Origin of the sequence: Lysobacter arseniciresistens ZS79 (assembly GCF_000768335.1) — a bacterium.
Classification (GTDB): Bacteria; Pseudomonadota; Gammaproteobacteria; order Xanthomonadales; family Xanthomonadaceae; genus Novilysobacter; species Novilysobacter arseniciresistens.
Window position 1 is genome coordinate 23,076 of the sequence record NZ_AVPT01000013.1, and the last position, 25,199, is coordinate 48,274.

The following is a 25,199-nucleotide window of genomic DNA, read 5'->3' on the forward strand; positions in this document are numbered from 1 at the left end:
ATACGTCCGATGCCCTCGCCCGAGCAGATGGCGCAACATGCCAATGAAGCGGCCGCACTGTTGAAGGCACTGGCCCATCCGGCACGCCTGCTCGTGCTGTGCCAGCTGGTCGAGGGCGAGGCTCCGGTAGGAGAGTTGCAGCCGATTACCGGGCTCAGCATGTCCGCCCTGTCGCAGCACCTGGCCGTACTGCGCGAGATGCAGCTCGTCACGACGCGTCGCGAGGCGCAGACCATCTACTACGCGCTAGCCGAGGGCCCTGCTGCAAGCGTGCTCGATACGCTATACGCCGCCTACTGTGGCAGCCAGGAGGCTGTCCAATGACCACGTTCCAGTTAGTGATGGGGGTCCTTTCCGGCGGCGTCGTCGGCTTCACGCTCGGGCTGGTCGGTGGCGGCGGCTCCATTCTCGCGGTGCCGCTCATGGTCTACCTCGTCGGGGTGCGCGACCCGCATGTGGCGATCGGCACCAGCGCGCTTGCGGTTGCGGCCAACGCACTGATCGGCCTGACCAACCATGCCCGCAAGCGCAACGTGAAGTGGCGTTGCGCCGCGGCGTTCGCTATCGCTGGCGTGCTGGGCGCGTGGTTCGGGGCGATGCTCGGCAAGACCATGGACGGGCAGCAGCTGCTTGCATTGTTCGCGCTCCTGATGCTCGTGGTCGCCGGCATGATGTTCCGCTCGCGCGGAAGTGAAGGGGATCCGGCGGTGGTGCTCAATCGAGGCAACGCGCCGAAGCTGCTGGGTTCGGGCGCGGTCACCGGGCTCCTGTCGGGTTTCTTCGGTATTGGCGGGGGCTTTCTGGTGGTACCGGGCCTAATCGCCTCGACCGGCATGCCGATCCTGTTCGCGGTCGGTTCATCGCTGCTCGCCGTTACCGCCTTCGGACTGACCACCGCATTGAGCTACGCGAGCTCCGGACTGGTCGCCTGGTCGCTTGCGGTGGCGTTCATCGGCGGCGGCGCGGTCGGCAGTCTGTTCGGCGCCCGCCTCGCCACACGCCTGGGCGACCGCAAGGGCGTGCTCAACACGGTGCTTGCCGGCCTGATCGTCGTCGTCGCGGTGTACATGCTGTACCGCACCGCGAGTGAACTCGGCTGGATCTGAATTTCGTTCTTCCCCGCAAACGTTCCGGAGGCTCCCATGCACACATCCTGGCGCTTCGCTGAAGATCACTACGCCGGTGGGCAGCCCACGCCTGCGCATCTGGCCGAACTCGTGCGCGAGGGCGTGCGCACGGTTATCAACCTGCGGGCCCCGGACGAGCCCGCGGAATATGACGAAGCCGCCGAGGCCGCCCGGCTCGGCCTGAACTACGTGTCGCTGCCGATCGCCGGCGCCGCCGATCTCGACCGAGCCCGGGTGCGCGAGTTCGGCCAGACGCTGGACGATGCGCGCCGCGAAGGCGGGGTCCTGATCCATTGCGGGAGTTCCAACCGCGTGGGCGCGATGATCGCGCTTGACGCGACACTCAATCGCGGCTGCTCGCTGGAAGCGGCGCTCAAACGCGGCCGTGAGGCCGGTCTGGCGACGCTGGAGCCGGCCGTAGTGGCGCTCGCGGAAAAAGAAGGAGCCCGGTCATGATCGGTCCCGCCACCATCTTCCGCCAGCTCTTCGAGCCGGTGTCTTCGACCTACACCTATCTGATCGCCTGCCCCGAAACACGCGAAGCCGCCCTTGTGGATCCGGTGATGCCCGCCTGGCAGCGCGACCTGCAGGTAGTCAACGAGCTCGGTCTGAATCTCGTTATGACGATCGACACGCACATTCATGCGGACCACATCACGTCGGCGTCGATGCTCCGGCGGGAGGTAGGCAGCCGCATCGCTACCCCCGCGCTCGATGCACTGTCCTGTACCGACGTGCCGATGGAAGACGGCGTCCCCCTGCAGGTCGGCGGCGTGCGCATAGACCCGATGCATACGCCCGGCCACACCGACAACCACTTCGCGTTGGTGATGAATGACCGCGTGTTCACCGGCGACGCGCTGCTGATCGACGGCTGCGGCCGTACGGACTTTCAGAGCGGCGACGCGCGTGAACTGTACGAGAGCGTACGCGGTCGGCTGTTCGGCCTCCCGGGCGAGACGCTCGTGTACCCGGCGCATGACTACCAGGGGCGGTGGGTATCGAGCATCGCGCAGGAGAAGCAGCGCAACCCGCGGCTCGGCGCCGAACGCACGCTCGAGGATTTCGTCGAGCTGATGGAAAACCTGAACCTGCCATACCCGAAGTTCATCGACTATGCCGTGCCGGGTAACAAGGCGTGCGGGCAGTGTCCTCCGGACCTGCCGGAGCACCTTCGCCAGTACTGTCAGGAAATGGCGGAAAGCCCCCAAGGTTAGCGAGGGTCGGGGGTTGGAGGCATTCCACGGCCGCCGAATCTAACCGTCCTGCCTCGGCAGGACGAGCTCCGCGACCGTCCCACCTCCGTCGCCGGGACGCAAGACCACGTACCCGCCATGACGCTCGGCGATTGCCTCGACGATCGTCAACCCCAACCCGCTGCCTCCTGCGCTGCCGGTCGCGCGTCCTCGCCAGAACCGTTGCGTCGCCTGCCGGTACTCGTCAGGTTCGAGACCAGCGCCACGATCGGTCAGACGGAACCGTACCGTGGTGGCATCGGCATCAGCAACAAGGTCTACGGCACTTCCCGGAGGCGAATAGCGCAACGCGTTGTCGACGAGGTTGCGCAACGCCGCCACGGACAGCGCGGGGGGCACCGCCGGCACCGCCTGACTACCGCTTCCAGCCACGACAACGACCCGGCCATTGGCCGCCGGACTGCTGGCCGCCACCGCCTGCTCCACCACCTGCGCGGCGGTGATCCACTGTCCGTCGTCGAACGGCAGCCGTCCTTCGACCCGCGCCAGCATCAGCAACTGGTCCAGCGTCGCACGCATACGCTGCACGCCTTCACCGGCATCGGCCAGCGCACGTCGTGAGTCCTCGCCACCAGTCAGCCGCGCAACCTGCAGGTGAGTGTCGATCGCAGTCAAGGGTGTGCGCAGTTCGTGCGCAGCATGGTTGGTGAAGCTGCGCTCTCGTGACACCGCGTCGGAAACGCGCTGCAGCAGGTGGTTGAGGGATTCGACCAATGGCCGGAGTTCGCCCGGCATTGGTTGCGCGTCGAGGGGCTCGTCGGCATCGGGCTGGCGTTGCGCAAGCGTGCGACGCAGCCGATCGAGCGGCGCGAGCGCACGGCCCGCGCCCAGCCACAACGCAAGCAAGCCACCCACCGCGGCAATCAGGAACGGCAGCCCGGCCGCCAGCGCGATCTGGCGGCTCAGTTCGGCACGCTCACCGAGACTGTCGGCAGTGGTAATGCTGTAACCGTTCGCCTCCAGCGTGTAGGTACGCCACGCCGTACCCTCGATCTCACGCGTGCGATAGCCCGGCGCGTCGGTCGCCATCAGTGCGCTGGATGCGCCCTGGGTGGTGGCGATCACCTCCCCACGCAGCGAGCGTATCTGGCACGCCATCCCGCGACTGCCGGCAACGGTCACCGCATCAGCCGCCGCTACCGGCGAGGCGCCCACCAACGCGCCCTGCGCCAGCAGTCCGGACACCATGCGTGCCGACATCGCCAGCCGGTCGTCGAGGGTATGCTGCAGGTTGCGATCGAGGTCACGCAGCATCCACGCCGCCGCCACGCTCCACAGCACCGCCAAGGCGATGCCGATTGTCAGCACCAGGCGGAGTCGCAGGCTCATGGCTCGGCCCGGCCGAACCGATATCCGAGTCCGCGCACGGTTTGGATGACATCGGCACCGAGTTTCCGGCGCAGGTGATGGATGTGCACGTTGATCGCGTTGCTGCCGACCTCCTGTTCGAAACCGTACAGGCTGTCCTTGAGTTGTTCGCCTGACAGGCAACGCCCGCCCGCCTGCATCAGGCTGGCGAGCAGTGCGGTCTCGCGACGCGACAGATCGACGGGTTCGCCGTCGAGCCACGCTTGGCCACTGGCGGGATCCAGCGCCAGTGAACCGGCTTCGATCAGGTTCACGCTGCGGCCAGCGGCACGCCTCGACAAGGCGTGCAGCCGTGCCACTAGCTCGCCGAGATCGAACGGTTTGACCAGATAGTCATCGGCGCCGCCTTGCAGGCCTGCGATGCGATCTTCCACCGCATCGCGCGCGGTCAGCAGCAATACCGGCAATTCATCACCGCGCTGGCGCATGCGCGAGAGCAACTGCATGCCGTCCTCGTCGGGCAGCCCAAGGTCCAGCACCATCGCATCGCAATGGGTCGTTTGTCGCGCAAGTTCGGCGTGCGCGACGCTCTCCACGCGATCGGCTGTCATGCCAAAAGCCCGAAGACCGGAGACTATGCCCCGGGCGATCAATTCGTCGTCCTCAACGACCAGGATCCTCATTGATGCCAACCCCGGGAAACCAGATGCGCGCTGCACCCTAGCGCAGGGTACCCGGCGCCGCCACCGCCGGGTCATTGTTCAGCCTGGAGGGGGCCTTTAATCGTGACTTAATCGCGCACCTTCATCGTGACCGGCCTGGGTCTCCGGAGTACTGAATGATGCGGTTGCTGCGCCGGTTGTTGCTAAGCCTGTTGATGTTGCCGATGTTGGCCGTTCCCGTGGCCGCAATGGCGCAAGACTGGCTCGCGTCACCGAACGGGCAGCAGCCCGAGTTCCTCGAGGCCAGCGAGGTGTTCAGGGTCGAGGCAACGGCCGTGAAGGATGGCGCGACCCGGCTGAGAGGCACGATCGCGCCCGGCTATTACCTCTATCGACACCGCCTGAGCGTTGTTGTCGACGGCGGCAAGGCGTTGCCGCTGCAGTTGTCGAACGGCAAGGCGAAAACCGACGAGTTCTTCGGCCGCACCGAGGTCTATTACGACACCGTCGAAATCGTAGTCAATGGTGGCAACGCGCGCTCGGCGACGCTGCATTGGCAGGGCTGCGCAGATGCCGGCATCTGCTATCCGCCGCAGGCCATGCGGGTCGATCTGCCATCGGTCGAGACGTCACCGGCAACCAAGGCCGCTGTGGACACCGCAGCGACGGCGCCCTCGGAAAAGACGACAAGCGACAGTGCCCCGCAGCCGCCCACCACCCCCTCTGCGACCTCCGTCGCACAAAACTCGGCAGACGTCGGCACATCATCCGTCACGGGCTCGATCAGGGAGGCCGCCCCCGCGCCTTCCGTTGCCGGCGAGGACCAGCGCTTCGCCAGCCGCCTCGCCGATGCCAGCCTGTTCGCGTCGGTCGCGGTGTTCTTCGGCATGGGGCTGCTGCTCGCGTTCACGCCGTGCACGCTGCCGATGATCCCGATCGTTTCCAGCCTGGTCGTTGGTGGACAGCCGACCACGCGGCGTGCGCTCGCCTTGTCGGTGGCCTACGTTCTGCCGATGGCGTTGACCTACGCCGCGCTCGGCGTGGCCGCCGGGATCGCCGGTGCCAACCTGCAGGCGGCGTTGCAGAACCCGTGGCTGTTGGGCGCCTTCGCGGCGGTGTTCGTGGTGCTTGCGCTGTCGATGTTCGGTGCGTTCGAGCTGCAGTTGCCGGCGTGGCTCGGCAACCGCCTGGATCGCGCCGGTCGCCAGCAGCGCGGCGGCACGCTCGCTGGCGCCGCCGCGCTCGGGTTCTTGTCCGCGCTGCTGGTGGGACCGTGCATGACTGCGCCACTTGCCGGCGCGCTGCTCTACATCAGCCAGTCCGGCAGCGCACTGACCGGCGGCCTGGCGCTGTTCGCGCTTGGGCTGGGCATGGGATTGCCCCTGCTCGCGATTGCGGTGTTCGGCGCACGCATCCTGCCGCGCCCCGGCGCGTGGATGGATCGCGTCAAGGCGGTCTTCGGCTACGTCCTGCTGGCGTTGGCGATATCGATGCTGGCGCGGGTGCTGGCACCGGCGACGGCGCTGGTGCTATGGGGCGCCTGGCTGCTCGGCGTGGCGGCGGGTTTCCTGGCCCTCGTCGCACCGCCCGGCAGCGGCCCGCTGCGCCTGTGGCTGCCGCGCTATTTTGCAGCCGCGTCGGCGGTCTGGGCACTGGCACTCATGATCGGCGGTGCCAGCGGCTCCGGCGACCCGTGGCGCCCCCTGGAACGACTCGGTGCCGGCGGTGCGAGTGCGCAGACAGCCGCGCCGACGGTCGCCTTCGTCGAAGCCAAGACGGCCGACGACCTGTCACGTCGCATCGCCGAAGCCGGTGCGCGAGGCCAATGGACGCTGGTCGATTTCTACGCCGACTGGTGCGTTTCCTGCCATGTCATCGAACGGGAAGTGTTCGGTGATCCGCAGGTGGCATCGATGCTCGCCGGCATGCAGGTCGTGAGGCCCGATGTCACCGCCAACGATGCAGCCGATCGGGCATTGATGAGGGCCTGGCAGGTGGCCGGTCCGCCGACGTTGCTGCTCATCGGACCCGACGGCCAAGAACACCGCGCCGAGCGCACGGTGGGCGAGATCACCCCCGAAGCATTCCTGGCCCGCCTGCAGCGCGTCCAGCAAGGAGCGCAATGATGGTCAGTCTTGGCCCGTTTCCCATGTCCCTGGTGGTGCTGCTGGTCGCACTCGCGATTGCCGCACTGGTCGCCCGGCAGTTCGTTGTGCCCTTGCCCGGGCAACCCGCGATCAAGCCGCTTTCGACGTTCCTCGACATGCTGATGGTCGGCGTGCTCGCGGCGCGGCTAGCCTTCGTGCTCGCATGGTGGCCGCAGTACCTCGCGGATCCGTGGTCAATTGTCCGCATCGGCGACGGCGGCTTCTCGATCTGGGCGGGCGTGCTCGCGGGCCTCGCATTCGGCGCATGGCGAGCGCGAAACGCTCCCGCGCTGCGACGTCCGCTGCTGTTCGGTGCGATCGCAGGGCTGGCTTCCTGGGCCGTTCTCGGTGGCGCGCTGCTGTTGATGCAGCAGTCGGTGATGAAACTGCCGGCAACCGAACTGAGCACGCTCGACGGCGGCAGCACGAAGCTTTCGGCGATGACCGGCGAGCCGATGGTCGTGAACCTGTGGGCGACGTGGTGCCCGCCGTGTCGCCGCGAAATGCCGGTCCTGGCCAAGGCGCAGGAAGAACGCGGCGACGTGACGTTCGTCTTCGTCAATCAGGGGGAATCCGAATCGGAGATCCGTGACTACCTGCGCGAGAGTCACCTGCAACTGAGCAATGTGCTGCTCGATCCATTCTCTTCCGTAATGCAGGAGTCCGGCTCGCGCGGCCTGCCAACGACGCTGTTCTTCGATGCCGACGGCCGGCTTGTGGACACCCACATGGGCGAACTCTCGAATGCGAGCCTTGCCGTAAAGCTGCGGCGCTTCGGTGCTGCACCCTCATCGAGTCCCCCAACCCTTCCAACCAAGGAGGTGCCGTGATGGCACGAGTGAACCCCACTGCAATACTGCTTTCGTCTGCCCTGCTGCTCGCCACCGGTTGCAGTCAGGCCGCCGAGGAAAAGTCGGTTTCGACCGCACCGGCTGTCCCAACGAACGCCACCAGCAACCCGGCGGCTGAAAAGCCCGCGGTGATCGAAGCCATTGAAGCCCAGGGTTTCGAAGTGCTCGGCGAGTTCGACGCCCCATCGGGTCTTCGCGGCTTTGCAGGCGTCGCAGGCCATCAGCCCGTGGCGGTATACGCGACCAACGACGGCGAACATGCCGTCGTTGGCACGCTGATCAATGCACAAGGCGAGGACATCGGCGCCGAGGCGCTGCAGCGACTTGTCGCCGGTCCGATGTCGGCCCGCACCTGGGCACAGCTGGAGGCGAGCGAGTGGATCGCTGACGGCAAGGCCGATGCGCCCCGCGTGATCTACACGTTCAGCGATCCGAACTGCCCGTTCTGCAACAAGTTCTGGAGTGCGGCGCGGCCGTGGGTGGATTCGGGCAAGGTGCAACTGCGGCACATCATGGTCGGTGTGATCCGTCCCGACAGCGCCAACAAGGTTGCCACGATCATGACCGCCAGCTCGCCGTCGGAGGCGCTCCGTCGCAATGAAACCAGCTACAGCTCAGGCGGCATCAAGCCGGCGGCCTCCGTGCCCGCCAATGTGCGCGCCACCCTCGATGCGAACGAAAGACTGATGGTCCAGCTAGGGTTCCAAGGCACGCCGGGCATCCTGTTCCGCGACGACAACGGCACGGTCCAGCGCCGAGCTGGCATGCCGGCACCGGATGACCTGGCCACCGTGCTCGGACCGCGCTGATGCGGGGCGCATCGTTGCTGTTGGGCCTGGCGCTGGCGGGCATGACCCACTTCGCGCAGGCGGCGACGCCCGCGACGTCTCCCGCCCGCACCATCGCCATGCATGGCAAAGCGATCGTCCTGCCGGACGCCGCTCACCAACCGGACCCGAACATGCGCCAGCGGGCGGTGTTCAGCCTGACCGTGGCGCCGGCTTCACCCGCTGCGACGGATCCGGGCTTGGAGCGGGTCGCGCGCGCCGTCAACCTGCTCACGGCAAGCGGAGTGCCGAAGAAGCAGTTGGACTTCGTCGTGCTGCTCAGCGAAGGAGCAACGGATTCAGCGCTGACTGATCCCGCGTACCGCGCCCGCCACGGGGTCGCTAACCCGAACCTTGGGCTGATCGCGCAACTGTCGGCGGCCGGAGTGCAAATGTTCGTGTGCGGCCAGGCCTTGCACGCCCGGCAGCTGGACAGCAACTCGCTGGCACCTGGCATCGCGGTATCGCTTTCGGCGTTGACCAGCATCATCACGCTGCAACAGCAAGGTTTTGCGCTGGTTCCGCTGTGAGCCAGCAGCAGACACCGCTGGCTGCATCGGCTGTGCCCGGCGATGGTCTCCGGCCACCGATCGCGGTGCCGTCCGCAATAGGAGTTCGTCGGCAGTCACTCAGGGGGGCGTCGCCGGCTAGTTGCTCCAGGGTCGGCTCCTGGACCGCTTCTCGGAATGCGATCGGAGCGATGATCACGAGACCAGTCGGCCCCGAGGGAGACTTGAAGCTATCGATGTCCGCTTTGGGTCGAAAGCAGCCGCTCAGACCTTGGCCGCTACGCCGCCCACGCATCCGCCAACAGCTCCGCCTGCACCAGCACCTTCTCGATAGCCTCCGGCTGCTTGTCCGGCGGATAGCGGTGCGTGGCCAGCAACACCTTGACCATCGCCACCATCTTCGCGCGCGAGTCCTTGCGGTTCTGCCAGTTGATGGTGGCCGACTTGCGCAGCTTGTCGGTTAGTTCCTGCGCCAGTGCGCGCAGCACGGGGTGGCCGAGTTCGCGCACGGCCGATTCGTTCTCCGCCAGCGCCTGGTAGAAGGCGAACTCCTCCTCGCTCATGCCGTCCGGCGGCCGGGCCTCGTTGATCTCGCGGGCTAGCCGGATCAGCTCTTCGATCACTTCGACTGTGGTCAGGCCGCGGTTTTGGTAGCGGTTGATCGCTTCCTCCAGCCGCGTGGCGAACTCCTTGCCCAGCAGCGCGTTCTTCTGCCCGCGTGAGCGGATCTGGTCGGCCAGCAGGCGCTCCAGCAGTTCGGCGGCCAGATTCTTGGTCGGCATCTCGCGGATTTGCGCAAGGAACCGTTCGTCCAGCAGGCTGATGTCGGGCTTGTCCAGGCCCAGGGTGCCGTAAAGGTCGTTGACGCCTTCCACCAGCACGCCGCGGGCCACGAGCTGGCGCAGTGCGGCCTCCTTCTCCAGCCGCGACAAGCCGCCGGCCGATCGGGTCAGCTTGATCAGGCTCACCCGCACCGCCTGGTAGAAGGCGATCTCCTCGCGCACAGCCATCGCCCCGGGACGGGTGCCGGCCAAGGCCTGGGCTTTGGTCAGCTTAGCCACCTGATCCAGGTAGGCGCGCACGCCGCGGTTGCGGCCCTTGTCGTCCGTTTCGGGGTCGAGCTTGAGGATGTGCTCCATCGCCGGAGCCAGCAGCGCCAGGGCCCGCTTGGGATCCTCGAACCCGGCGTGGTCGAAGCCGGCGAAGAACTCCTTGCGAATCACGTCAAGGGTGTCGAGCAGGATGCCCAGCGCCGCGCCGGAGGTGTCCACCGGCTCGCGTTCGGCGCCGCTGTCGCGGGTGTACTGGCGGATGGCCTTCTTCAGCTCCTCGCCGATGCCGATGTAGTCCACCACCAGACCGCCGGGCTTGTCCTTCCAGATGCGGTTGGTGCGCGCGATCGCCTGCATCAGGCCGTGGCCCTGCATGGGCTTGTCCACGTACAGCGTGTGCACGGGCGGGGCGTCGAAACCCGTCAGCCACATGTCGCGCACGATCACCAGTTCCAGCGGTGTCTCGTGCGACTTCAGCTCGTCGGGCGACTGCTTGAAGCGCTTCTCCAGCAGCTTGCGGTCGGCCTTGTCGGTGCGGTGCGGCTGGTAGTGCGGCGGGTCGGCGGAGGTGCCGGTCATCACCACCTTGATCCGGCCAGCGTTGATGTCGTCGGCGTGCCAGTCCGGGCGCAGCTTCACGATTTCGTCGTACAGCCGCACCGCGGCCTCGCGCGAGACCGCCACGATCATCGCCTTGCCGGCCACTGATTCCTTGCGCGCCTCCCAGTGGGCCACCAGGTCTGCGGCCAGGGTGGCAAGCCGGCCGTCGGCCATGGCCAGTGCCTCCAGCCGGGTGTAGCGGCTGGCGGTGCGGTCTTGTTCGGACTCGTCCTCGTCGCCGGTGGCGTCGAGGAACTCGTCCAACAGCGCCTGCTTCTCGGCCTCGTTGAAGCGCAGCTCGATGATCCGCGATTCGTAGCTGACCGGCACCACCGCCTCGTCTTCCTGGGCGGCGATCATGTCGTAAACATCGACATAGGTGCCGAACACCGCCTCGGTGTCGCGGTCGTTCAGGCTCACCGGGGTGCCGGTCATGCCCAGGTAGATGGCATTGGGCAGGGTGTCGCGCATGTACTTGGCCAGGCCGTACTTCGTCTTGCCGGTCCTGGTGTCCATGTCGGCGCGGAAGCCGTACTGGGTACGGTGCGCTTCGTCGGCGATCACCACCACGTTGTCGCGCTCGCACAGTACCGGCACCGAGGTCTGACCCGGCTCGGGCGCGAACTTGTTGATGGTGGTGAAGAACACGCCGCCGGCCTGCACCTCCGACAGGTGCCGGCGCAGGTCCTCGCGGCTGTCGGCCTGCACGGGCGTGGCGCGCAGCGACCATGCGCTGTCGGAGAAGGTTTCGTAAAGCTGGCCGTCCAGGTCGTTGCGGTCGGTGACCATCACCACCGTGGGGTTGCGGAACTCCGGCCGGTCGCGCAGCGCCATCACGTAGAATAGCGCGAGCAGCGACTTGCCCGAGCCCTGGGTGAACCAGATCACGCCGCCCTTGCCGTCCTTGCGTTGGGTGAGCGCTTCCACCGCACGCGCGACGGCCTTTTTCACGCCGTGGTACTGGTGCCACTGGGCGATGATCTTGAAGCTGGCGCCGCCGTCAGCCCCTGCGTAGGCGACAAAGCCGCGGAAGAAGTCCAGTAGCGTCCCCGGGTTGAGCAGGCCGCGCATCAGCACTTCCAACTCCAGCTGCCCGTCGCGGACCTTTTTCCCGCCCAGCAGCCGCCAGCGCGAGTAGCGCGACAGCTCGGCGCTGAGCGAGCCGTAGCGCGCCACCGTGCCGTCGGAGATCACGTTGAGCAGGTTGAACCAGAACAACTGCGGGATCTCGGCCTTGTAGTTCTGGATCTGGTTCCAGGCGCTCTCGTGATCGGCGTTGAGGTCGGCTGGGTTCTTCAGCTCGATCACCACCAGCGGCAGTCCGTTGACGAACAGCACGATGTCCGGCCGTCGCAGCTTCGCGCCCTGCACGGTGAACTGGCGCACGGCAAGAAGGTCGTTGTGGCCATCGGAGTCGATCACCGGGACGCGCAGCACCTCGCGCCGGCCGTCGGCGGAGGTGCGCTCCAGCGGCACGCCGTTGCGCAGCCAGTCGTAGAGCTCGCGGTTGCCGTCGACCAGGGACTGGTGGCCGTAGCCGGCGACCTTGGCGATTACGGCGTCTACGTCGGAGGCTGGGAGTTTGGGGTTCAGGCGCACGGCGGCTTCGCGGAGCCGCCGTGCCAGCACTACATCCGACCAGCGCTCGCGTGCGCTTAGCTCACCGCCAGGAGCGACCGCTTCACCCTCGGCAACAGTCCAGCCCGTGCCGGCCAGCCACTCCAGGCAGGCGTCTTCGAGGTGGTTTTCCTTCATGCTCTGCGCTGCCCCGATGTCCCCTCGGGGCAGTATGCCGCTGAACCGCTTCCGACGTGGACGGCTGCGGAGCGTGCCGGCGGGATAGCGTCGGGCACGTGTGCCAGATTCCAGTGCCGGGGTCGTTCTCGTGGGTTCGCCTGTCGCTGTGACACATGGGCTTGTCACAGGATCTGTCACAGGCCAGTTCGGCGGCTTGGCGACGGCACGGAAGCGGAGGCTGAAAGGGGCGACCCCCAGTTCGGCTGTCACAGCCGATCGGGCACAAAAAAACCCGCGTCGATGGCGGGCTTCGATCGTCTAACTTGTTGTTCCTGCTTGAAAATCTGGTGGCTATGGGTGGAATCGAACCACCGACCTCGGGATTATGAGTCTCGCGCTCTAACCGTCTGAGCTACATAGCCAAGTTTTCAGATTTCTACTGCAGTGACCCCGGCATTATGAGTGCTGTGCTCTAACCGGCTGAGCTACATAGCCACGGGGAACCGCGAATTTTTCCTGTCGGCGGCCCGCTTGTCAATCCTTGCCGGCGGCTGGCTGCCCGCGCTTGTCGTCCCCGGGGGCGCATGGCAGAGTCGGACACAGTGACGCAAGTCAGTCGATTCAGGAGTCCGCATCGTGATCGATCCGGACGGTTTCAGACCCAACGTCGGCATCGTGCTGATGCACCCCGACGGCCGCCTGTTCTGGGCCCGCCGCGTCCGCCGTGATGGCTGGCAGTTCCCGCAGGGCGGGATGAACAGCGACGAGACGCCGATCGAGGCGATGTACCGCGAGCTGCGCGAGGAGACCGGGCTGCTGCCCGAGCATGTCGAAGTGCTCGGCGCGACCCCGGGATGGCTGCGCTACCGGCTGCCGCAGCGGGCGATCCGCCGCAACGACCATCTGGTCTGCATCGGCCAGAAGCAGGTCTGGTTCCTGCTGCGCCTGACCGGGCAGGAGACCGACCTGCGGCTGGACCTGACCGACAAGCCCGAGTTCGACCACTGGCGCTGGGTCGATTTCTGGTACCCGCTGGAGCACGTGGTGGTGTTCAAGCGCGGCGTTTATGCGCGCGCGCTGCGGCACCTGGCGCCCTACGCCCAGCGCATTGCCGGGCCGAAGGCGGTGCCGCTGCCGGGGCCCGAACGCAGCCACGGCGGCTGGAACCGGCACCGCTCGCGTCCGCGACCGGCCCGCCGCGGCGATGGCGGTTCGGCGCCCGTTAATTGACAATCATTCTCATTCGTAGTCCACTTTGCCCGCAGCGATCCGCTGCGAGCCGGGTTCGACGCGTGTACGTCTGCATCTGCAACGGGGTCACCGACCACGACATCCGCCAGGCGGCGCAGGCCGGCTGCAAGAGCATGGCCGAGCTGACCATGCGCACCGGCGCCGGTGCCAGCTGCGGCAGTTGCGTCGAGATGGCCACCGCGGTGCTGGTCGAGGCGCGCGCCGCGCTCGAACTGCCGCTGCCGGTGCTGCCGCAGGCGGCCTGACGCCACGTCCCGTCGCCGCCGCACGTCCGTGACGCGGATGCACCTGATTCGCGTTCCATCGCCGCCGGCGCCATCGCGCTAGAGTCCCCGCCATCCCCGCACACGGAGCATGGCGATGAAAGGCGACGCCAAGGTCATCGAGTTCCTCAACAAGGCGCTCTACAACGAGCTGACCGCGATCAACCAGTACTTCCTGCACGCCAAGATGCTGAAGAACTGGGGCCTGAAGGAACTGGCCGAGCACGAGTACCACGAGTCGATCGACGAGATGAAGCACGCCGACAAGCTGTCGGAGCGCATCCTGTTCCTCGACGGCCTGCCGAACTTCCAGGCACTGGGCAAGCTGCGCATCGGCGAGACCCCGCGCGAGCTGCTGGCCTGCGACCTGGCGCTGGAACTGGAAGGCCTGCAGACGCTGCGCGACGCGATCATCCACTGCGAGCAGGTCAGCGACTTCGTCAGCCGCGACCTCTTCGCTGACATCCTCGAGTCCGAGGAAGAGCACATCGACTGGATCGAGACCCAGCTGTCGCTGATCGAGCGGATCGGCGAACAGAACTACCTGGCGCGCCAGATCGAGGGTTGACGCCCGCTAGTACGTCGTCGGCTTCGGCCGGCGGCGGAACAGGCGGCGCCACAGCCACCAGACCGCCAGCGCGATCGTCAGGCTGACCGCCACCACCAGCCCCAGCGCGACCCACGGGTAGCTGAACACCAGCGCCAGTCCGCCGACGGTGGCCACGTCCTCGCCGACCGAGGCGGTCCAGTTGCTGACCGGCTCGGGCGACGTGTTGAGCAGGGCGCGGGTGCCGGCCTTCAGCGCGTGGCTGGCGAGCGCCACGCCGGCGCCCGTGGCCAGCGCGCCAGCGCCGAGGTCGCCGTCGGGCGATAACGTCGCGGCGGCGAGGAAGGCGCCAGCCGGAACCCGCAGCAGCGTGTGCAACAGGTCCCAGCCCGAATCGACTCCGGGGATCTTGTCGGCGAAGAACTCCGCCACCGCCAGCACGCCCGATACCCCAAGCACCCACGGCGAGGCGGTGACCTCCAGCGCCTGCGGCAGGTCGAGCCAGCCGAAAAAGCCGGCGATGCCGACCCCGAACACGGTCAGGTAGACGCGAACGCCGGCCAGCCAGGCCAGAACTACGCCAATTGCGAACAGGTGCGCATCCGACATCGCGGCATCCCCGTAGACTCCGGGACGAGTATAGGGGAGCGGCGGTGCCCGTCACCGCCACGTCGCAATGAACCGGAAGACCCAACCACGCTATGTGATCGTGCCGCACCGGCCCGACCGTCGCCCGCTGCTGTGGGCGGCGCTGGGGCTGGGCTGGCTGCTGAGCGTCGCGGTCGCGTGGGTCGCCGCCGGCCGCGTCGCCGCACCGCAGCTGCCGGGGATGACGGCCGCGCTGGACGACGCCCGCGCGCAGCTGGCGCAGGCCGGGCACGAACTGGCCGAGCTGCGCCAGCGCCAGGCCACGCTGGAGCGCTCCGACCAGATCAGCCGCGCGGCCAACCGCGAGGTCCAGCAGGTGCTGGCCGAGCGCGACGGGCAGATCGCCGACCTGCGCGCCAACCTCGCCTTCTACGAGCGCCTGGCCGGTGCCACCCGCCAGCCGAAGGGCCTGGCGGTGCATTCGGCCGAATTCGCGCCCGAGGCCGCCGGCACCTGGCAGTACCAGATCGTCCTGACCCAGAGCCTCAACCGCGGCGCGGTGACCGCCGGCAAGCTTCGCTTCGCCATCGAGGGCGTGCGCGACGGCAAGCTCGCGGTGGTCGACTGGGCCGGCCTGCACCAGCGCGACAGCGCGCCGCCGCAGCCGTACTCGTTCCGTTACTTCCAGCAACTCAAGGGCAGCGTGATGCTGCCGGACGGGTTCGTGCCGCAGCGCGTGCGGGTCTCGCTCGACGGTGAGAACACCTCGCTCGAACAGGCCGTGGCGTGGGCACAACCCGAAGTCGAACCCTACAAAGCCGGGGATACCTGAAACATGTTCAAGAACAAGCCGAACCTGCCCGAGGGCCAGGTCGACACCCTGATCGGGCCGCAGGTGGTGATCCACGGCGACCTGCACTTCAGCGGCGGGCTGTACGTCGAAGGCCGCGTGGTCGGAAAGGTGCACGCCGAGGACGGCGCCAAGGCGGTGCTGACGCTGGCCGACGGCGGCAGCGTCGAGGGCGAGATCCGCGCGCCGGTGGTGGTCATCAACGGCCGGGTCGAGGGCGACGTGCACTCCGGCGAGCGGCTGGAGCTGGCGCCGAAGGCCCGGGTCGACGGCAACGTCTACTACAAGGTGGTCGAGATGGCGGCCGGCTCACGCCTGAGCGGGCGCCTGCTGCACGTGGAGTCGGCCGCGCAGGCCGCCGAGTTGCCCGACGGCGACGAGCGGGTCGACTTCGCCAGCGTCGTTGGCTGACCGTCCACGGGCGACGTTGTAGGCTCCATCGCACCTTTCCCGCGGTGGGTGGCGATGGTTCCTTCTGAAACGGCGGTTCCCGGGCGGGCCCGGCTGGCGCTCATCGCGCTGGTGGTGCTGGCGCTGCTGTTCGGCCTGTGGGGCGCGTGGCGGGTGCTGGCACCGGCGCCCGGCGACGCGCGCGCGCGGCTGGAAGCCAGCGAAACCGCGCGCAAGGCCCTGCAGTCCGAGCACGAGGCGCTGCAGCAGCGTGTCGCCACGCTGTCGCGCTCGGACCAGATCAGCCGCGATGCCAACCGCGAGCTGCAGGGCACGCTGGCCGAGCGCGACGAGGAAATCGCCGGGCTGCGGGCCGACGTCGCCTTCTACGAGCGGCTGGTCGGCGCCACCGCGCAGCGCCGCGGCCTCAGCGTCCACGCGATCACGATGCAGCCGCAGAGCGACCTGGCCTGGCACTTCCAGTCGACCCTGACCCAGAACCTCAACCGCGGCGCGGTCAGCAGCGGCCGGCTGACGCTGTCGGTGGAAGGCTCGCGCGCCGGCCGCCTGCAGACGCTGGACTGGGACGCGCTGCGCCAACAGGAGGACGCCCCGGGCGTGGAGTACTCGTTCAAGTACTTCCAGCAGGTCAAGGGCGACGTGTTCCTGCCCGAGGGCTTCGAGCCGGTGCGGGTCACGGTGCGGTTGCAGCCGCGTTCGGGCGCGGCGGTCGAGCAGTCGTTCACCTGGGCGCAGGCCACCGGCGCGACGCCGCCGGAACCGGCTTGATTGCGCCGCCAAAGCCCCCATCATGGGCGCATGACCGACCCCATCATCCCCCTGCCTGAACTGCCCGCCGAACCGGGCTACCAGTCGCTCGACCGCCCGCTGCGGTTCACCTCCGCGGCCGCGGCCAAGGTGCGCGAGCTGGTCGCCGAGGAGGGCAACCAGGCCCTCAAGCTGCGCGTCTACATCCAGGGCGGCGGCTGCTCGGGCTTCCAGTACGGCTTCGAGTTCGACGAGGAGCAGGGTGAGGACGACCTCGCGATACGCACCGACGACACCACCCTGCTGGTCGACCCGTTGAGCCTGCAGTACCTGATGGGCGCCGAGGTCGACTACACCGAGAGCCTGCACGGGGCGCAGTTCGTGATCCGCAACCCGAACGCCAAGACCACCTGCGGCTGCGGTTCGTCGTTCTCGGCGTGAGCGCCGGCTCGCCGTTCGCTTTCGTCGCCGCCGGTGCCTACGGCGCCGGTGCGGCCAGTCTCGAAATCGCCGACGAACCGGCCTGCCACGGCGTCCTCGACCGCGCCGACGCGCTGCGCGACGACCCCGCCGCGCTGGCGGGGCTGTGGGCGGACGGGCGGGTGCTGCTGCTGGATGCCGACGGCAACGCTCTGGTCGACGGCGAGGGCGCGCTGTTCGCGCCGACCGGGCGCGAGCTCAGCGAAGGTCCCGGTGGACCCGGGGCGGCGATTTTCCTCGGCCGTGCGCCGGACGGGACCGGCTGGTTCGCGCTCGATGCGGGACTGGCGGCGCTGGGCGCGGCCGGCCGCCTCGACCTGCGCAGCGCGGCGGCACGGTGGCCGGCGTTCGAGGCCGGCGTGTTCGCGCAGGCGCGCGCGCTGCAGCACTGGCGCGACCGCCACCGGCACTGCGGTGTCTGTGGCGGCGCCATCACCTTTACCCGCGGCGGCTGGCAGGGCCGCTGCGGCGCCTGCGGGCTGGACCACTACCCGCGCACCGACCCGGCGGTGATCGTCGCCGTCACCGATGGCCGGCGGCTGCTGCTCGGCCGCCAGCGCAACTGGCCGGCGCGGCGCCATTCGGTACTGGCGGGCTTCGTCGAGCCGGGCGAGACACTGGAGCAGACCGTCGCCCGCGAGGTGCTGGAGGAGGCCGGCGTGCGCGTGCGCGGCTGCCGCTACCTCGGTTCGCAGCCGTGGCCGTTCCCCGGGCAGCTGATGCTCGGCTTCATCGCCACCGCCGAGCCGGACGAACCGCGTACCGGCGATGAGCTGGAGTCGGCGCAGTGGTTCGACGCCGACGACATCCGTGCGGCGATGGCGCGCGACGGCCGGGACGACGGCCACGGCCCGCTGCTGTCGACGTCGATCTCGATCTCGCGCTGGCTGGTGACGCAGTGGCTGGCGGCGATCGACCGCGCCGGCGCCGCCGCGGTGCGCGGGGACGACGCGGCCTCGCGCTAGAATCGGGCCGGGCACGCGGACCGCTCCGCGCGCATGCACCTGGTCACGGCACGGCAGCACCCATGGCGCCGCCGCCGGAGGAAAACACCGCCGATGTCAGTCACCCTGATCGCCACCGTCGTCGCGCTCGTGCTTGGACACCTCGCCCCGTCGCTCGCCGTTTCGGTGCGCCGCTACGGCTGGTACCGGCAGTGGGTCGGCTGGCTCGACGGCCAGTTCCCCGAGGGTGGTTTCTGGCGCGGGCGCTGGGGCATCGCGCTGGCGCTGCTGCCGCCGCTGCTCGCGGTCGGCCTGATGCAGCGGGCGCTGGAAGCGCAGCTGCTCGGGTTGGCGGAGCTGCTGTTCGGCATCGCCGTGCTGTTCTACGCGTGGGGGCCGCGCGACCTCGATGTGGATGTCGAGGCGGTGGCGCGCGCGCGCGACCCGGCCAGCCGGCGCGAGGCCGCGATGCGGCTGTCGGCCGACGGCGACACCGCGCCGGAAGGCGTGGCGCTGGTCGAGGCGGTGTTCCGCAACGCGATGCGGCGCTGGTTCGGCGTGTTGTTCTGGTTCCTCGTGCTCGGCCCGTTCGGCGCGCTGCTGTACCGCTTGCTGGTGCTGTCGGTCGTCGGCGGCACCGCGCAGGCGCTGCCGTCGCGCACCGTCGCCGGCGCGCGGATGCTGCTGGGCGTGCTGGAGTGGCCGGTCGCGCAGCTGATGACGCTGGCGCTGGCCCTGGTCGGCAACTTCGACAGCGTGTTGGGAGCCTGGCGCGACGCCGGTGGCGCCTCGTTCCGCGCCGACCACCGGTTCCTGCTGGCCGCCGGTCGAGCCAGCGTGCGCAGCGAGATGGTCGAGGCCGCCGCCGATGCCGGCTACACCGACCAGGACGGCGACGGCGAGGTTGACCTGCCGCCGCCACTGCCGGGCGAGCTGCCGGAACTGCGCGATGCGATGAGCCTGGTCTGGCGCTGCCTGCTGGTGTGGCTGGCGGTGCTGGCGCTGTTCGTGATCGCCGGCTGGGTGAGCTGACCGGACCGCTACGCCGCGTCGCCGCGCAGGGCGCGGACCTTCGCTTCGAGCTGCGCCGCGTCGGCCGTGGTGCCGTCCACCGGCGCGTCGGCCACCACCTCGACATGCGCCCGGAAGCGCCGCGGCACGCGCATGCGGCCGCGCAGGGTGTCGCGACGGCTCCACATGCTCGTCCACATCCCGCGCAGCGCCATCGGCACCACCGGCACCGGCCGGCCGGCCCGGGCGGCGCGCTCGAGGATCGCCTCGACGCCGGACCGGAACGCGGCGATCTCCCCATCCGCGGTCAGCCGCCCCTCGGGGAAGATCCCGACCACCTGGCCGTCCGCCAGTGCCGCGTCGATCTCGTCGAACGCGCGCTGCATCAGCGCGGGGTCCTCCTTCGCGCCGGCGATCGGGATCGCCTTCGCGGTGCGGAAGATCCAGCGCATCACCGGGATGTTGAAGATCCGGTAGTACATGACGAAGCGCACCGGCCGCGGGATGCTCGCCGCCAGCAGCAGCGCGTCCATGTAGCTGACGTGGTTGCACACCACCAGCGCCGCGCCGTCCTCGGGCACGTGGTCGATCCCGCGCGCGCGCAGCCGGTACAGCGTGCGCACCAGCACCCAGCTGAGGAAGCGCATCAGGAACTCGGGCACGATCGTGAAGATCCACACCGCGACCAGCGCGTTGGCCACCGCCAGCGCCAGGAACACCTGCGGGATCGTCCAGCCCAGCAGCCGCTGCGCCGCCAGCCCGAGCAGCGCCGCGGCGACGATGAAGCCGGAATTCTGGATGTTGAGCCCGGCGAACACCCGCGACATTTCGGCCTTGGGCGTGCGGCTCTGGATCAGCGCGAACAGCGGCACCACGAAGAACCCGGTGAACAGGCCGATGCCGAGCAGGTCCATCACGATCCGCCCGCTGCCGTCGGCGCGAAGGAACCCGGCGACGTCGAGCCCACTGGCCAGCGCCGCGCCGGGACGGGCGAAGTACAGGTCGATCATGAAGGCACTCATGCCGAACGCGCCCAGCGGCACCAGGCCGATCTCGACCGTGCGCGCCGACAGCTTCTCGCACAGCAGCGAGCCGGCACCGGTGCCGACCGAGAACAGCGCCAGCGCGAAGATGTACAGCGTCGCCGAGCCACCGAGGTTGACCTCGGCATAGGCCGGCAGCTGGCTGGTGACGACGGTGCCGAAGAACCAGAACCACGACACCCCGAGCACCGCGTTGCGCACCGCCAGCTGCCGGCGCGCCAGCCGCAGCACCGCGAGCGATTCGGGGATCGGGTTCCAGTTGATCTTCAGCCCCGGCATGCCGGCGCCGGCCGGCGGGATCGCCCGGCTGACCAGGTGGCCGGTGACCGCCAGCGCGATGATCGCCGCGCCGGCCACCCACGGCCCGCTGTCGCCGGCGATGGCGAACACCGAGCCGCCGATGACCATCCCCATCAGGATCGACAGCGCCGTGCCCATCTCGACCAGGCCGTTGCCGCCGGTCAGCTCGCGCGGCTGCAGCACCGCCGGCAGCATCGAATACTTGACCGGCCCGAACAGGGTCGACTGCACGCCGGTCAGGAACAGCGCCGCCAGCAGCACGCCCATGCTGGTGGTGACGAAACCGACCGCCGCCAGCGACATGATGCCGATCTCCATCGCGGTGGTGATGCGGATCAGCCGCGCCTTCTCGGTGCGCTCGGCGATCTGCCCGGCCAGCGCCGAGAACAGGAAGTACGGCAGGATGAACAGCGCCGGCGCGAGGTTGGCGTACAGCGCCTTGTCCGCGCTCGACACCCCCAGCCAGAACAGCATGCCGATGATCGCCTGGCGGTATACGTTGTCGTTGAACGCGCCCAGGGACTGGGTCAGGAAGAACGGCAGGAAGCGTCGCTGGCGCAGCAGCGCGTACTGGTTGGACGACATGCGCGGCCCCCGGGATGACCGCGCGAGCCTAGCAGAGCCGGCGGCGCGGGCGATGCGGCGCGGCGGTCCGTATCAACCCGGCGTCCCGGCGGCGGCTTCGGCGATCAGCGCGAACGAGCGCCTGCGCAGCGCGAAGTCGAACACGTCCGACACCACCATCAGCTCGTCGGCGCCGGTGCGTTCGGCAAAGGCCTGCAGGCCCGCCCGCACGGTGCCGGGCCCGCCGACGACGCTGCAGGCCAGCATCTGCGAGGCCTGCGCCTTTTCCGCCGGCGACCAGTAGCGTTCGATATCGTCGATCGGCGGCTGGGTCAGGTTGCGCTGGCCGCGGAACATGTCGGCGAACGACATCTGCTGCGAGGTCGCGAGGAACCGCGCCTCCTCGTCGGTCGGCGCGGCGATCACGTTGATGCCGGCCAGTACGTACGGCCGGTCGAGCTGCGCCGACGGCTTGAAGCGCGAGCGGTAGACCGCCAGCGCCTGGTCCAGCATCTGCGGCGCGAAATGCGAGGCGAAGCCGTAGGGCAGGCCGAGTTCGGCCGCCAGCTGTGCGCCGAACAGGCTGGAACCGAGGATCCACAGCGGTACCTCGGTGCCCGAGCCGGGCACCGCCTCGACCCGCTGGCCGGGCTTGGCCGGCGCCAGCCACGCCTGCAGCTCCAGCACGTCCTGCGGGAAGCGGTCGGGGCTGGCCGGGTCGCGTCGCAATGCGCGCACGGTGGTCTGGTCGGTGCCGGGTGCGCGGCCCAGGCCGAGGTCGATCCGTCCCGGGAACAGCGTCGCCAGCGTGCCGAACTGCTCGGCGATGATGTACGGCGCGTGGTTGGGCAGCATGATCCCGCCCGCGCCAACCCTGATGGTCGATGTGCCGGCGGCGACGTGCGCGATCACCAGCGAGGTCGCCGCGGTGGTGACCGCCGGCATGTTGTGGTGCTCGGCGATCCAGAACCGTTCGTACCCGAGCCGCTCGGCGTGGCGGGCCAGTTCGCGTGCTTCGTCGAGCGCGGTCCGGCGGTCGCCGCCCTGGCGGACGCGGCCCAGTTCGAGGATGGACAGGCGGGGCATGGGGACTCCTGGTCGACGTGGGGGCGCCCAGCATCGCCTGTTTCGGGTGAGCGCGGGTTGCAGCGCCTGTCAGGTCGGGCCTGTCCGCCGCGTCAGCCGTGCTGCGCCGCCCGCTCGCGCTCGATCGCGCGCCAGCCGATGTCGTGGCGGTGGAACTCGCCGTGCCAGGAGATCCCGGCGACCGCTTCGTAGGCGTGCTGCTGCGCCTCGGCCACGCTGTCGCCGAGTGCGCAGACGCACAGCACGCGGCCGCCGGCGGTGACGACCTGGCCGTCGACCAGCCTTGTGCCGGCGTGGAAGACCTTGCTGTCGCCGACCTCCGGCACGTCCCAGCTGCCGATCACGTCGCCGGTGCGCGGGGTGCCCGGGTAGTTCTCGGCGGCCATCACCACGCCGACCGAGGCGCGCGGGTCCCACTGCGCGTCGGTGGTGTGCAGCCGGCCGGCGATGGCCGCCTCGACCAGGTCGAGCAGGTCGGACTGCAGCCGCAGCATCACCGGCTGGGTCTCGGGGTCGCCGAAGCGGACGTTGAACTCGATCACCTTCGGTGCGCCGCTCGCGTCGATCATCAGCCCCGCGTACAGGAAGCCGGTGAACGGCACGCCGTCGGCGGCCATGCCAGCCACGGTCGGCTCGACCACCTCGCGCATGATCCGCGCGTGCACTTCGGGAGTGACCACCGGTGCCGGCGAATAGGCGCCCATGCCGCCGGTGTTGGGGCCGGTGTCGCCGTCGCCGACGCGCTTGTGGTCCTGGCTGGTCGCCATCGGCAACGCGACCTTGCCGTCGACGATCGAGATGAAGCTGGCCTCCTCGCCGTCGAGGAACTCCTCGATGACCACGCGTGCGCCGGCTGCGCCGAACGCGTTGCCGGCGAGCATGTCGGTCACCGCGGCCTCGGCCTCGGCCAGGGTGGTGGCGACGATCACGCCCTTGCCGGCGGCCAGGCCGTCGGCCTTGATCACGATGGGCGCACCCTTCTCGCGCACGTGGGCCAGCGCCGCGTCGAGGTCGGTATGCACCGCGTAGTGGGCGGTCGGGATGCCGTGGCGGGCGAGGAAATCCTTGGCGAACGCCTTGCTGCCTTCCAGCTGCGCGGCCGCCGCGGTCGGGCCGAACACGCGGTGGCCGGCGGCGCGGAAGCGGTCGACCACGCCCGCCACCAGCGGCGCTTCCGGGCCGACCACGGTAACCGCCACGCCTTCGCGCTGGACCAGCGCGAGCAGGCCGTCGATGTCGGTCGCGCCCACCGCGACGTTGCGGCAGCGGGCTTCGGTGGCGGTGCCGGCGTTGCCCGGGGCGACCAGCACCTCGCTGACGCATTGCGATTGCGCCAGCTTCCACGCGAGCGCGTGTTCGCGGCCGCCGGAACCGATGACGAGGACTTTCATGGCTGTCGTTCCTGTGGGGATTGCGCGGGAGCGGCCGCATCGCCGGCCCACCGCAATTCTACGGATGCGCGGCGGCGGCCGCGAACCTGCTGCTAGCATCGGCGCGTTTCCGCCCGAACGAACCCGATGAACCCCATCCTGCAACTGATCGAAACGGTGCTCGCGCCGGTCATCGACCTGGTCAACGGCGTGCTGTGGAACTACGTGCTGGTGTACGGCCTGCTCGCGGTGGGCGTGTTCTTCACCGTGCGACTGCGGTTCCTGCAGGTGCGCCGGCTGCCACACATGCTGCACGTGATCGGCCGCGGCACCGGCGGCGACCGCAGCGGCATCTCGCCGTTCCAGGCGCTGTGCACGTCGCTGGCCTCGCGGGTCGGGACCGGCAACCTCGCCGGGGTCGCGATCGCGCTGGGCGTGGGCGGGCCGGGCGCATTGTTCTGGATGTGGTGCACGGCGGTGCTCGGCATGGCGACCGCGTACGCCGAGAGCGCGCTGGCGCAGCTGTACAAGGTCCGCGACGAGAACGGCCAGTACCGCGGCGGCCCGGCGTACTACATGACGCTGGGGCTGAAGAAGCGCTGGATGGGCATCGCCTTCGCGGTCTCGCTGCTGCTGACCTACGGGCTGGTCTTCAGCAGCGTGCATGCCAACGCGATGGCGCAGGCGCTCGGCGACGCGTTCGGCTTCAGCCGCGCGCAGATCGCCACCGGGCTGGTGGTGCTGACCGCGGTGATCATCTTCGGCGGCCTGCGCTCGGTCGCCCGCTTCGCCGAATGGGTGGTTCCGTTCATGGCGGTCGGCTACCTCGGGCTGGCGTTGTGGGTGGTCGCGACCAACCTGTCGGAAGTGCCGGCGGTGCTGTCGCTGGTGCTGCGCAGCGCGTTCGGGCTGGAGCCGGCGGCCGGCGGCGTGCTTGGCGGCATCGCCGCGGCGATGCTCAACGGCGTCAAGCGCGGGCTGTACTCCAACGAGGCCGGCATGGGCAGCGCGCCGAACGTCGCCGCGGCGGCGACCCCGGTGCCGCACCACCCCGCCAGCCAGGGGCTGGTGCAGTCGCTGGGGGTGTTCATCGACACGCTGCTGATCTGCAGCGCGACCGGCTTCGTGATCCTGCTGTCGGGCGTGATCGGCGACGGCAACGACGGCGTGCGGGTGACGCAGGAGGCGATGACGGTGTTCTTCGGCGAGGCCGGCACGTACTTCGTCGCGATCGCGATGTTCTTCTTCGCCTTCACCACGATCCTCGGCAACTACTCGTACGCGGAGAACAACCTGTTGTACCTGGGCGGCGGCCGGGTCGGGCTGTTCGTGCTGCGGGTGGCCGCGCTGGCGGTGATCGTCTGGGGCGTGTACTCGAAGGTGCAGCTGGTCTGGAACGCGGCCGACGCGGCGATGGCGATCATGGCGTCGATCAACCTGGTGGCGATCGTGATGCTGTCGGGGGTGGTGGTGAAGCTGACCCGCGACTACGACCGGCAACTGGAAGCGGGGAAGTCGCCGACGTTCCACATCGCGGAGTACCCGGAGCTGGGGGACGGGGTGGACCGGGAGATCTGGGCGGAGCGGGACCCGGGTTGACAGGGCCCCGAGGTCCGTAATCCCAGGCAAGAGCGGCTTCGTTGGAGTTTGCGCGCTGCGGGAAGTGGG

At 69.1% G+C, this 25,199-nt stretch carries 25 protein-coding genes and 1 tRNA gene; 18 read left to right on the forward strand and 8 right to left on the reverse strand.

Going from position 1 to position 25,199, the window contains the following annotated elements; all coding sequences use genetic code 11:
- The first annotated feature begins 9 nt into the window (after positions 1-9).
- The 4 genes from N799_RS08240 to N799_RS08255 are packed head-to-tail and all read left to right on the forward strand — an operon-like array spanning position 10 to position 2,344.
- Positions 10-324: an ArsR/SmtB family transcription factor gene (locus N799_RS08240; protein ID WP_036210680.1), complete on the forward strand. Its 315-nt coding sequence runs from the start codon at positions 10-12 to the stop codon at positions 322-324.
- A complete protein-coding gene (locus N799_RS08245) occupies positions 321-1,106 on the forward strand; it encodes a sulfite exporter TauE/SafE family protein (RefSeq protein WP_036210683.1) in 786 nt (261 codons plus the stop codon). Before N799_RS08240 ends, N799_RS08245 begins: the two co-directional genes overlap by 4 nt.
- Before the next feature lie 36 nt (positions 1,107-1,142).
- Positions 1,143-1,583, forward strand: a complete 441-nt coding sequence (locus N799_RS08250) for a protein tyrosine phosphatase family protein (protein ID WP_052101369.1) — start codon at positions 1,143-1,145, stop codon at positions 1,581-1,583.
- A complete protein-coding gene (locus tag N799_RS08255) occupies positions 1,580-2,344 on the forward strand; it encodes an MBL fold metallo-hydrolase (protein WP_036210686.1) in 765 nt (254 codons plus the stop codon). Before N799_RS08250 ends, N799_RS08255 begins: the two co-directional genes overlap by 4 nt.
- A 39-nt stretch (positions 2,345-2,383) precedes the next feature.
- Here the strand turns inward: N799_RS08255 and N799_RS08260 are convergent, their stop codons facing one another.
- Positions 2,384-3,712 (reverse strand): ATP-binding protein, encoded by a 1,329-nt coding sequence (locus tag N799_RS08260; protein WP_036210689.1) that lies wholly within the window; start codon positions 3,710-3,712, stop codon positions 2,384-2,386.
- On the reverse strand, positions 3,709-4,374 hold the full coding sequence (locus tag N799_RS08265) for a response regulator (RefSeq protein WP_036210692.1): 666 nt from the start codon (positions 4,372-4,374) through the stop codon (positions 3,709-3,711). Before N799_RS08265 ends, N799_RS08260 begins: the two co-directional genes overlap by 4 nt.
- 155 nt (positions 4,375-4,529) lie before the next feature.
- Here N799_RS08265 and dsbD point away from each other — a divergent pair, with 155 nt between their 5' ends.
- From dsbD to N799_RS08285, 4 genes are read left to right on the forward strand one after another with little or no spacing between them, the layout of a single operon-like run.
- Positions 4,530-6,479: a protein-disulfide reductase DsbD gene (gene dsbD / locus N799_RS08270; protein ID WP_238978853.1), complete on the forward strand. Its 1,950-nt coding sequence runs from the start codon at positions 4,530-4,532 to the stop codon at positions 6,477-6,479.
- The gene (locus tag N799_RS08275; protein ID WP_228756294.1) at positions 6,476-7,330 is read left to right on the forward strand and encodes a TlpA disulfide reductase family protein; all 855 of its coding nucleotides are present in this window, start codon (positions 6,476-6,478) and stop codon (positions 7,328-7,330) included. Before dsbD ends, N799_RS08275 begins: the two co-directional genes overlap by 4 nt.
- The gene (gene dsbG / locus N799_RS08280) at positions 7,330-8,160 is read left to right on the forward strand and encodes a thiol:disulfide interchange protein DsbG (RefSeq protein WP_036210695.1); all 831 of its coding nucleotides are present in this window, start codon (positions 7,330-7,332) and stop codon (positions 8,158-8,160) included. The genes N799_RS08275 and dsbG overlap by 1 nt, the downstream gene beginning before the upstream one ends.
- On the forward strand, positions 8,160-8,708 hold the full coding sequence (locus N799_RS08285) for a DsrE family protein (RefSeq protein ID WP_052101370.1): 549 nt from the start codon (positions 8,160-8,162) through the stop codon (positions 8,706-8,708). Before dsbG ends, N799_RS08285 begins: the two co-directional genes overlap by 1 nt.
- A 257-nt stretch (positions 8,709-8,965) precedes the next feature.
- On the opposite strand, the gene N799_RS08290 is transcribed toward N799_RS08285, so the two are convergent.
- Both N799_RS08290 and N799_RS08295 read right to left on the reverse strand, forming a co-directional pair.
- On the reverse strand, positions 8,966-12,094 hold the full coding sequence (locus tag N799_RS08290; RefSeq protein WP_036210698.1) for a type I restriction endonuclease subunit R: 3,129 nt from the start codon (positions 12,092-12,094) through the stop codon (positions 8,966-8,968).
- A gap of 327 nt (positions 12,095-12,421) precedes the next feature.
- A tRNA-Met gene (locus tag N799_RS08295) sits at positions 12,422-12,498 on the reverse strand.
- Between the two features lie 214 nt (positions 12,499-12,712).
- Here N799_RS08295 and N799_RS08305 point away from each other — a divergent pair.
- The 3 genes from N799_RS08305 to bfr all read left to right on the forward strand — a co-directional run bounded on the left by N799_RS08305 (position 12,713) and on the right by bfr (position 14,158).
- Positions 12,713-13,306, forward strand: coding sequence for an RNA pyrophosphohydrolase (locus tag N799_RS08305; RefSeq protein WP_036210701.1), 594 nt, complete (start codon positions 12,713-12,715; stop codon positions 13,304-13,306).
- Between the two features lie 62 nt (positions 13,307-13,368).
- Positions 13,369-13,572, forward strand: coding sequence for a (2Fe-2S)-binding protein (locus N799_RS08310; protein ID WP_036210704.1), 204 nt, complete (start codon positions 13,369-13,371; stop codon positions 13,570-13,572).
- Between the two features lie 115 nt (positions 13,573-13,687).
- A complete protein-coding gene (gene bfr / locus N799_RS08315) occupies positions 13,688-14,158 on the forward strand; it encodes a bacterioferritin (protein WP_036210816.1) in 471 nt (156 codons plus the stop codon).
- A gap of 6 nt (positions 14,159-14,164) precedes the next feature.
- Here the strand turns inward: bfr and N799_RS08320 are convergent, their stop codons facing one another.
- Positions 14,165-14,746 (reverse strand): DUF4126 domain-containing protein, encoded by a 582-nt coding sequence (locus N799_RS08320; RefSeq protein ID WP_036210706.1) that lies wholly within the window; start codon positions 14,744-14,746, stop codon positions 14,165-14,167.
- Positions 14,747-14,813: 67 nt separating this feature from the next.
- Here N799_RS08320 and N799_RS08325 point away from each other — a divergent pair, with 67 nt between their 5' ends.
- The 6 genes from N799_RS08325 (at position 14,814) to N799_RS08350 (ending at position 19,189) form a co-directional block, all read left to right on the forward strand.
- Positions 14,814-15,557, forward strand: coding sequence for a DUF6776 family protein (locus N799_RS08325; RefSeq protein ID WP_052101371.1), 744 nt, complete (start codon positions 14,814-14,816; stop codon positions 15,555-15,557).
- Between the two features lie 3 nt (positions 15,558-15,560).
- Entirely contained in the window at positions 15,561-15,986 is a 426-nt protein-coding gene (locus N799_RS08330; protein WP_036210708.1) for a bactofilin family protein, read from the forward strand.
- Positions 15,987-16,040: 54 nt separating this feature from the next.
- Positions 16,041-16,754 carry a DUF6776 family protein gene (locus N799_RS08335; RefSeq protein WP_036210712.1) on the forward strand — a complete coding sequence of 238 codons (714 nt, stop codon included), beginning with the start codon at positions 16,041-16,043 and terminating at the stop codon, positions 16,752-16,754.
- Between the two features lie 30 nt (positions 16,755-16,784).
- Positions 16,785-17,174, forward strand: coding sequence for an iron-sulfur cluster insertion protein ErpA (gene erpA, locus N799_RS08340; protein ID WP_036210715.1), 390 nt, complete (start codon positions 16,785-16,787; stop codon positions 17,172-17,174).
- Positions 17,175-17,239: 65 nt separating this feature from the next.
- The gene (gene nudC, locus N799_RS08345; RefSeq protein ID WP_081974845.1) at positions 17,240-18,178 is read left to right on the forward strand and encodes an NAD(+) diphosphatase; all 939 of its coding nucleotides are present in this window, start codon (positions 17,240-17,242) and stop codon (positions 18,176-18,178) included.
- A gap of 93 nt (positions 18,179-18,271) precedes the next feature.
- Positions 18,272-19,189, forward strand: a complete 918-nt coding sequence (locus N799_RS08350; protein WP_036210718.1) for a membrane protein — start codon at positions 18,272-18,274, stop codon at positions 19,187-19,189.
- Positions 19,190-19,197: 8 nt separating this feature from the next.
- On the opposite strand, the gene N799_RS08355 is transcribed toward N799_RS08350, so the two are convergent.
- The 3 genes from N799_RS08355 to purD form a co-directional block, all read right to left on the reverse strand.
- A complete protein-coding gene (locus tag N799_RS08355; protein WP_036210721.1) occupies positions 19,198-21,096 on the reverse strand; it encodes an MFS transporter in 1,899 nt (632 codons plus the stop codon).
- Positions 21,097-21,168: 72 nt separating this feature from the next.
- Entirely contained in the window at positions 21,169-22,161 is a 993-nt protein-coding gene (locus tag N799_RS08360; RefSeq protein ID WP_036210724.1) for an LLM class flavin-dependent oxidoreductase, read from the reverse strand.
- A gap of 92 nt (positions 22,162-22,253) precedes the next feature.
- On the reverse strand, positions 22,254-23,552 hold the full coding sequence (gene purD, locus N799_RS08365) for a phosphoribosylamine--glycine ligase (RefSeq protein WP_036210727.1): 1,299 nt from the start codon (positions 23,550-23,552) through the stop codon (positions 22,254-22,256).
- Positions 23,553-23,678: 126 nt separating this feature from the next.
- Between purD and N799_RS08370 the strand changes: the two genes are divergently transcribed.
- Complete coding sequence (locus tag N799_RS08370) at positions 23,679-25,130, forward strand: alanine/glycine:cation symporter family protein (protein ID WP_052101372.1); 1,452 nt, start codon at positions 23,679-23,681, stop codon at positions 25,128-25,130.
- The last annotated feature ends 69 nt before the right edge of the window (positions 25,131-25,199 follow it).

What these genes read in the sequence shown, in the direction of transcription:
- N799_RS08240 (WP_036210680.1), top strand. Translation starts at nt 10, where the DNA reads ATGCCCTCGCCCGAGCAGATGGCGCAACATGCCAATGAAGCGGCCGCA.
- N799_RS08245 (WP_036210683.1), top strand. Translation starts at nt 321, where the DNA reads ATGACCACGTTCCAGTTAGTGATGGGGGTCCTTTCCGGCGGCGTCGTC.
- N799_RS08250 (WP_052101369.1), top strand. Translation starts at nt 1,143, where the DNA reads ATGCACACATCCTGGCGCTTCGCTGAAGATCACTACGCCGGTGGGCAG.
- N799_RS08255 (WP_036210686.1), top strand. Translation starts at nt 1,580, where the DNA reads ATGATCGGTCCCGCCACCATCTTCCGCCAGCTCTTCGAGCCGGTGTCT.
- N799_RS08260 (WP_036210689.1), bottom strand. Translation starts at nt 3,712, where the DNA reads ATGAGCCTGCGACTCCGCCTGGTGCTGACAATCGGCATCGCCTTGGCG.
- N799_RS08265 (WP_036210692.1), bottom strand. Translation starts at nt 4,374, where the DNA reads ATGAGGATCCTGGTCGTTGAGGACGACGAATTGATCGCCCGGGGCATA.
- dsbD (WP_238978853.1), top strand. Translation starts at nt 4,530, where the DNA reads ATGATGCGGTTGCTGCGCCGGTTGTTGCTAAGCCTGTTGATGTTGCCG.
- N799_RS08275 (WP_228756294.1), top strand. Translation starts at nt 6,476, where the DNA reads ATGATGGTCAGTCTTGGCCCGTTTCCCATGTCCCTGGTGGTGCTGCTG.
- dsbG (WP_036210695.1), top strand. Translation starts at nt 7,330, where the DNA reads ATGGCACGAGTGAACCCCACTGCAATACTGCTTTCGTCTGCCCTGCTG.
- N799_RS08285 (WP_052101370.1), top strand. Translation starts at nt 8,160, where the DNA reads ATGCGGGGCGCATCGTTGCTGTTGGGCCTGGCGCTGGCGGGCATGACC.
- N799_RS08290 (WP_036210698.1), bottom strand. Translation starts at nt 12,094, where the DNA reads ATGAAGGAAAACCACCTCGAAGACGCCTGCCTGGAGTGGCTGGCCGGC.
- bfr (WP_036210816.1), top strand. Translation starts at nt 13,688, where the DNA reads ATGAAAGGCGACGCCAAGGTCATCGAGTTCCTCAACAAGGCGCTCTAC.
- N799_RS08320 (WP_036210706.1), bottom strand. Translation starts at nt 14,746, where the DNA reads ATGTCGGATGCGCACCTGTTCGCAATTGGCGTAGTTCTGGCCTGGCTG.
- N799_RS08325 (WP_052101371.1), top strand. Translation starts at nt 14,814, where the DNA reads ATGAACCGGAAGACCCAACCACGCTATGTGATCGTGCCGCACCGGCCC.
- N799_RS08330 (WP_036210708.1), top strand. Translation starts at nt 15,561, where the DNA reads ATGTTCAAGAACAAGCCGAACCTGCCCGAGGGCCAGGTCGACACCCTG.
- N799_RS08335 (WP_036210712.1), top strand. Translation starts at nt 16,041, where the DNA reads ATGGTTCCTTCTGAAACGGCGGTTCCCGGGCGGGCCCGGCTGGCGCTC.
- erpA (WP_036210715.1), top strand. Translation starts at nt 16,785, where the DNA reads ATGACCGACCCCATCATCCCCCTGCCTGAACTGCCCGCCGAACCGGGC.
- N799_RS08350 (WP_036210718.1), top strand. Translation starts at nt 18,272, where the DNA reads ATGTCAGTCACCCTGATCGCCACCGTCGTCGCGCTCGTGCTTGGACAC.
- N799_RS08355 (WP_036210721.1), bottom strand. Translation starts at nt 21,096, where the DNA reads ATGTCGTCCAACCAGTACGCGCTGCTGCGCCAGCGACGCTTCCTGCCG.
- N799_RS08360 (WP_036210724.1), bottom strand. Translation starts at nt 22,161, where the DNA reads ATGCCCCGCCTGTCCATCCTCGAACTGGGCCGCGTCCGCCAGGGCGGC.
- purD (WP_036210727.1), bottom strand. Translation starts at nt 23,552, where the DNA reads ATGAAAGTCCTCGTCATCGGTTCCGGCGGCCGCGAACACGCGCTCGCG.
- N799_RS08370 (WP_052101372.1), top strand. Translation starts at nt 23,679, where the DNA reads ATGAACCCCATCCTGCAACTGATCGAAACGGTGCTCGCGCCGGTCATC.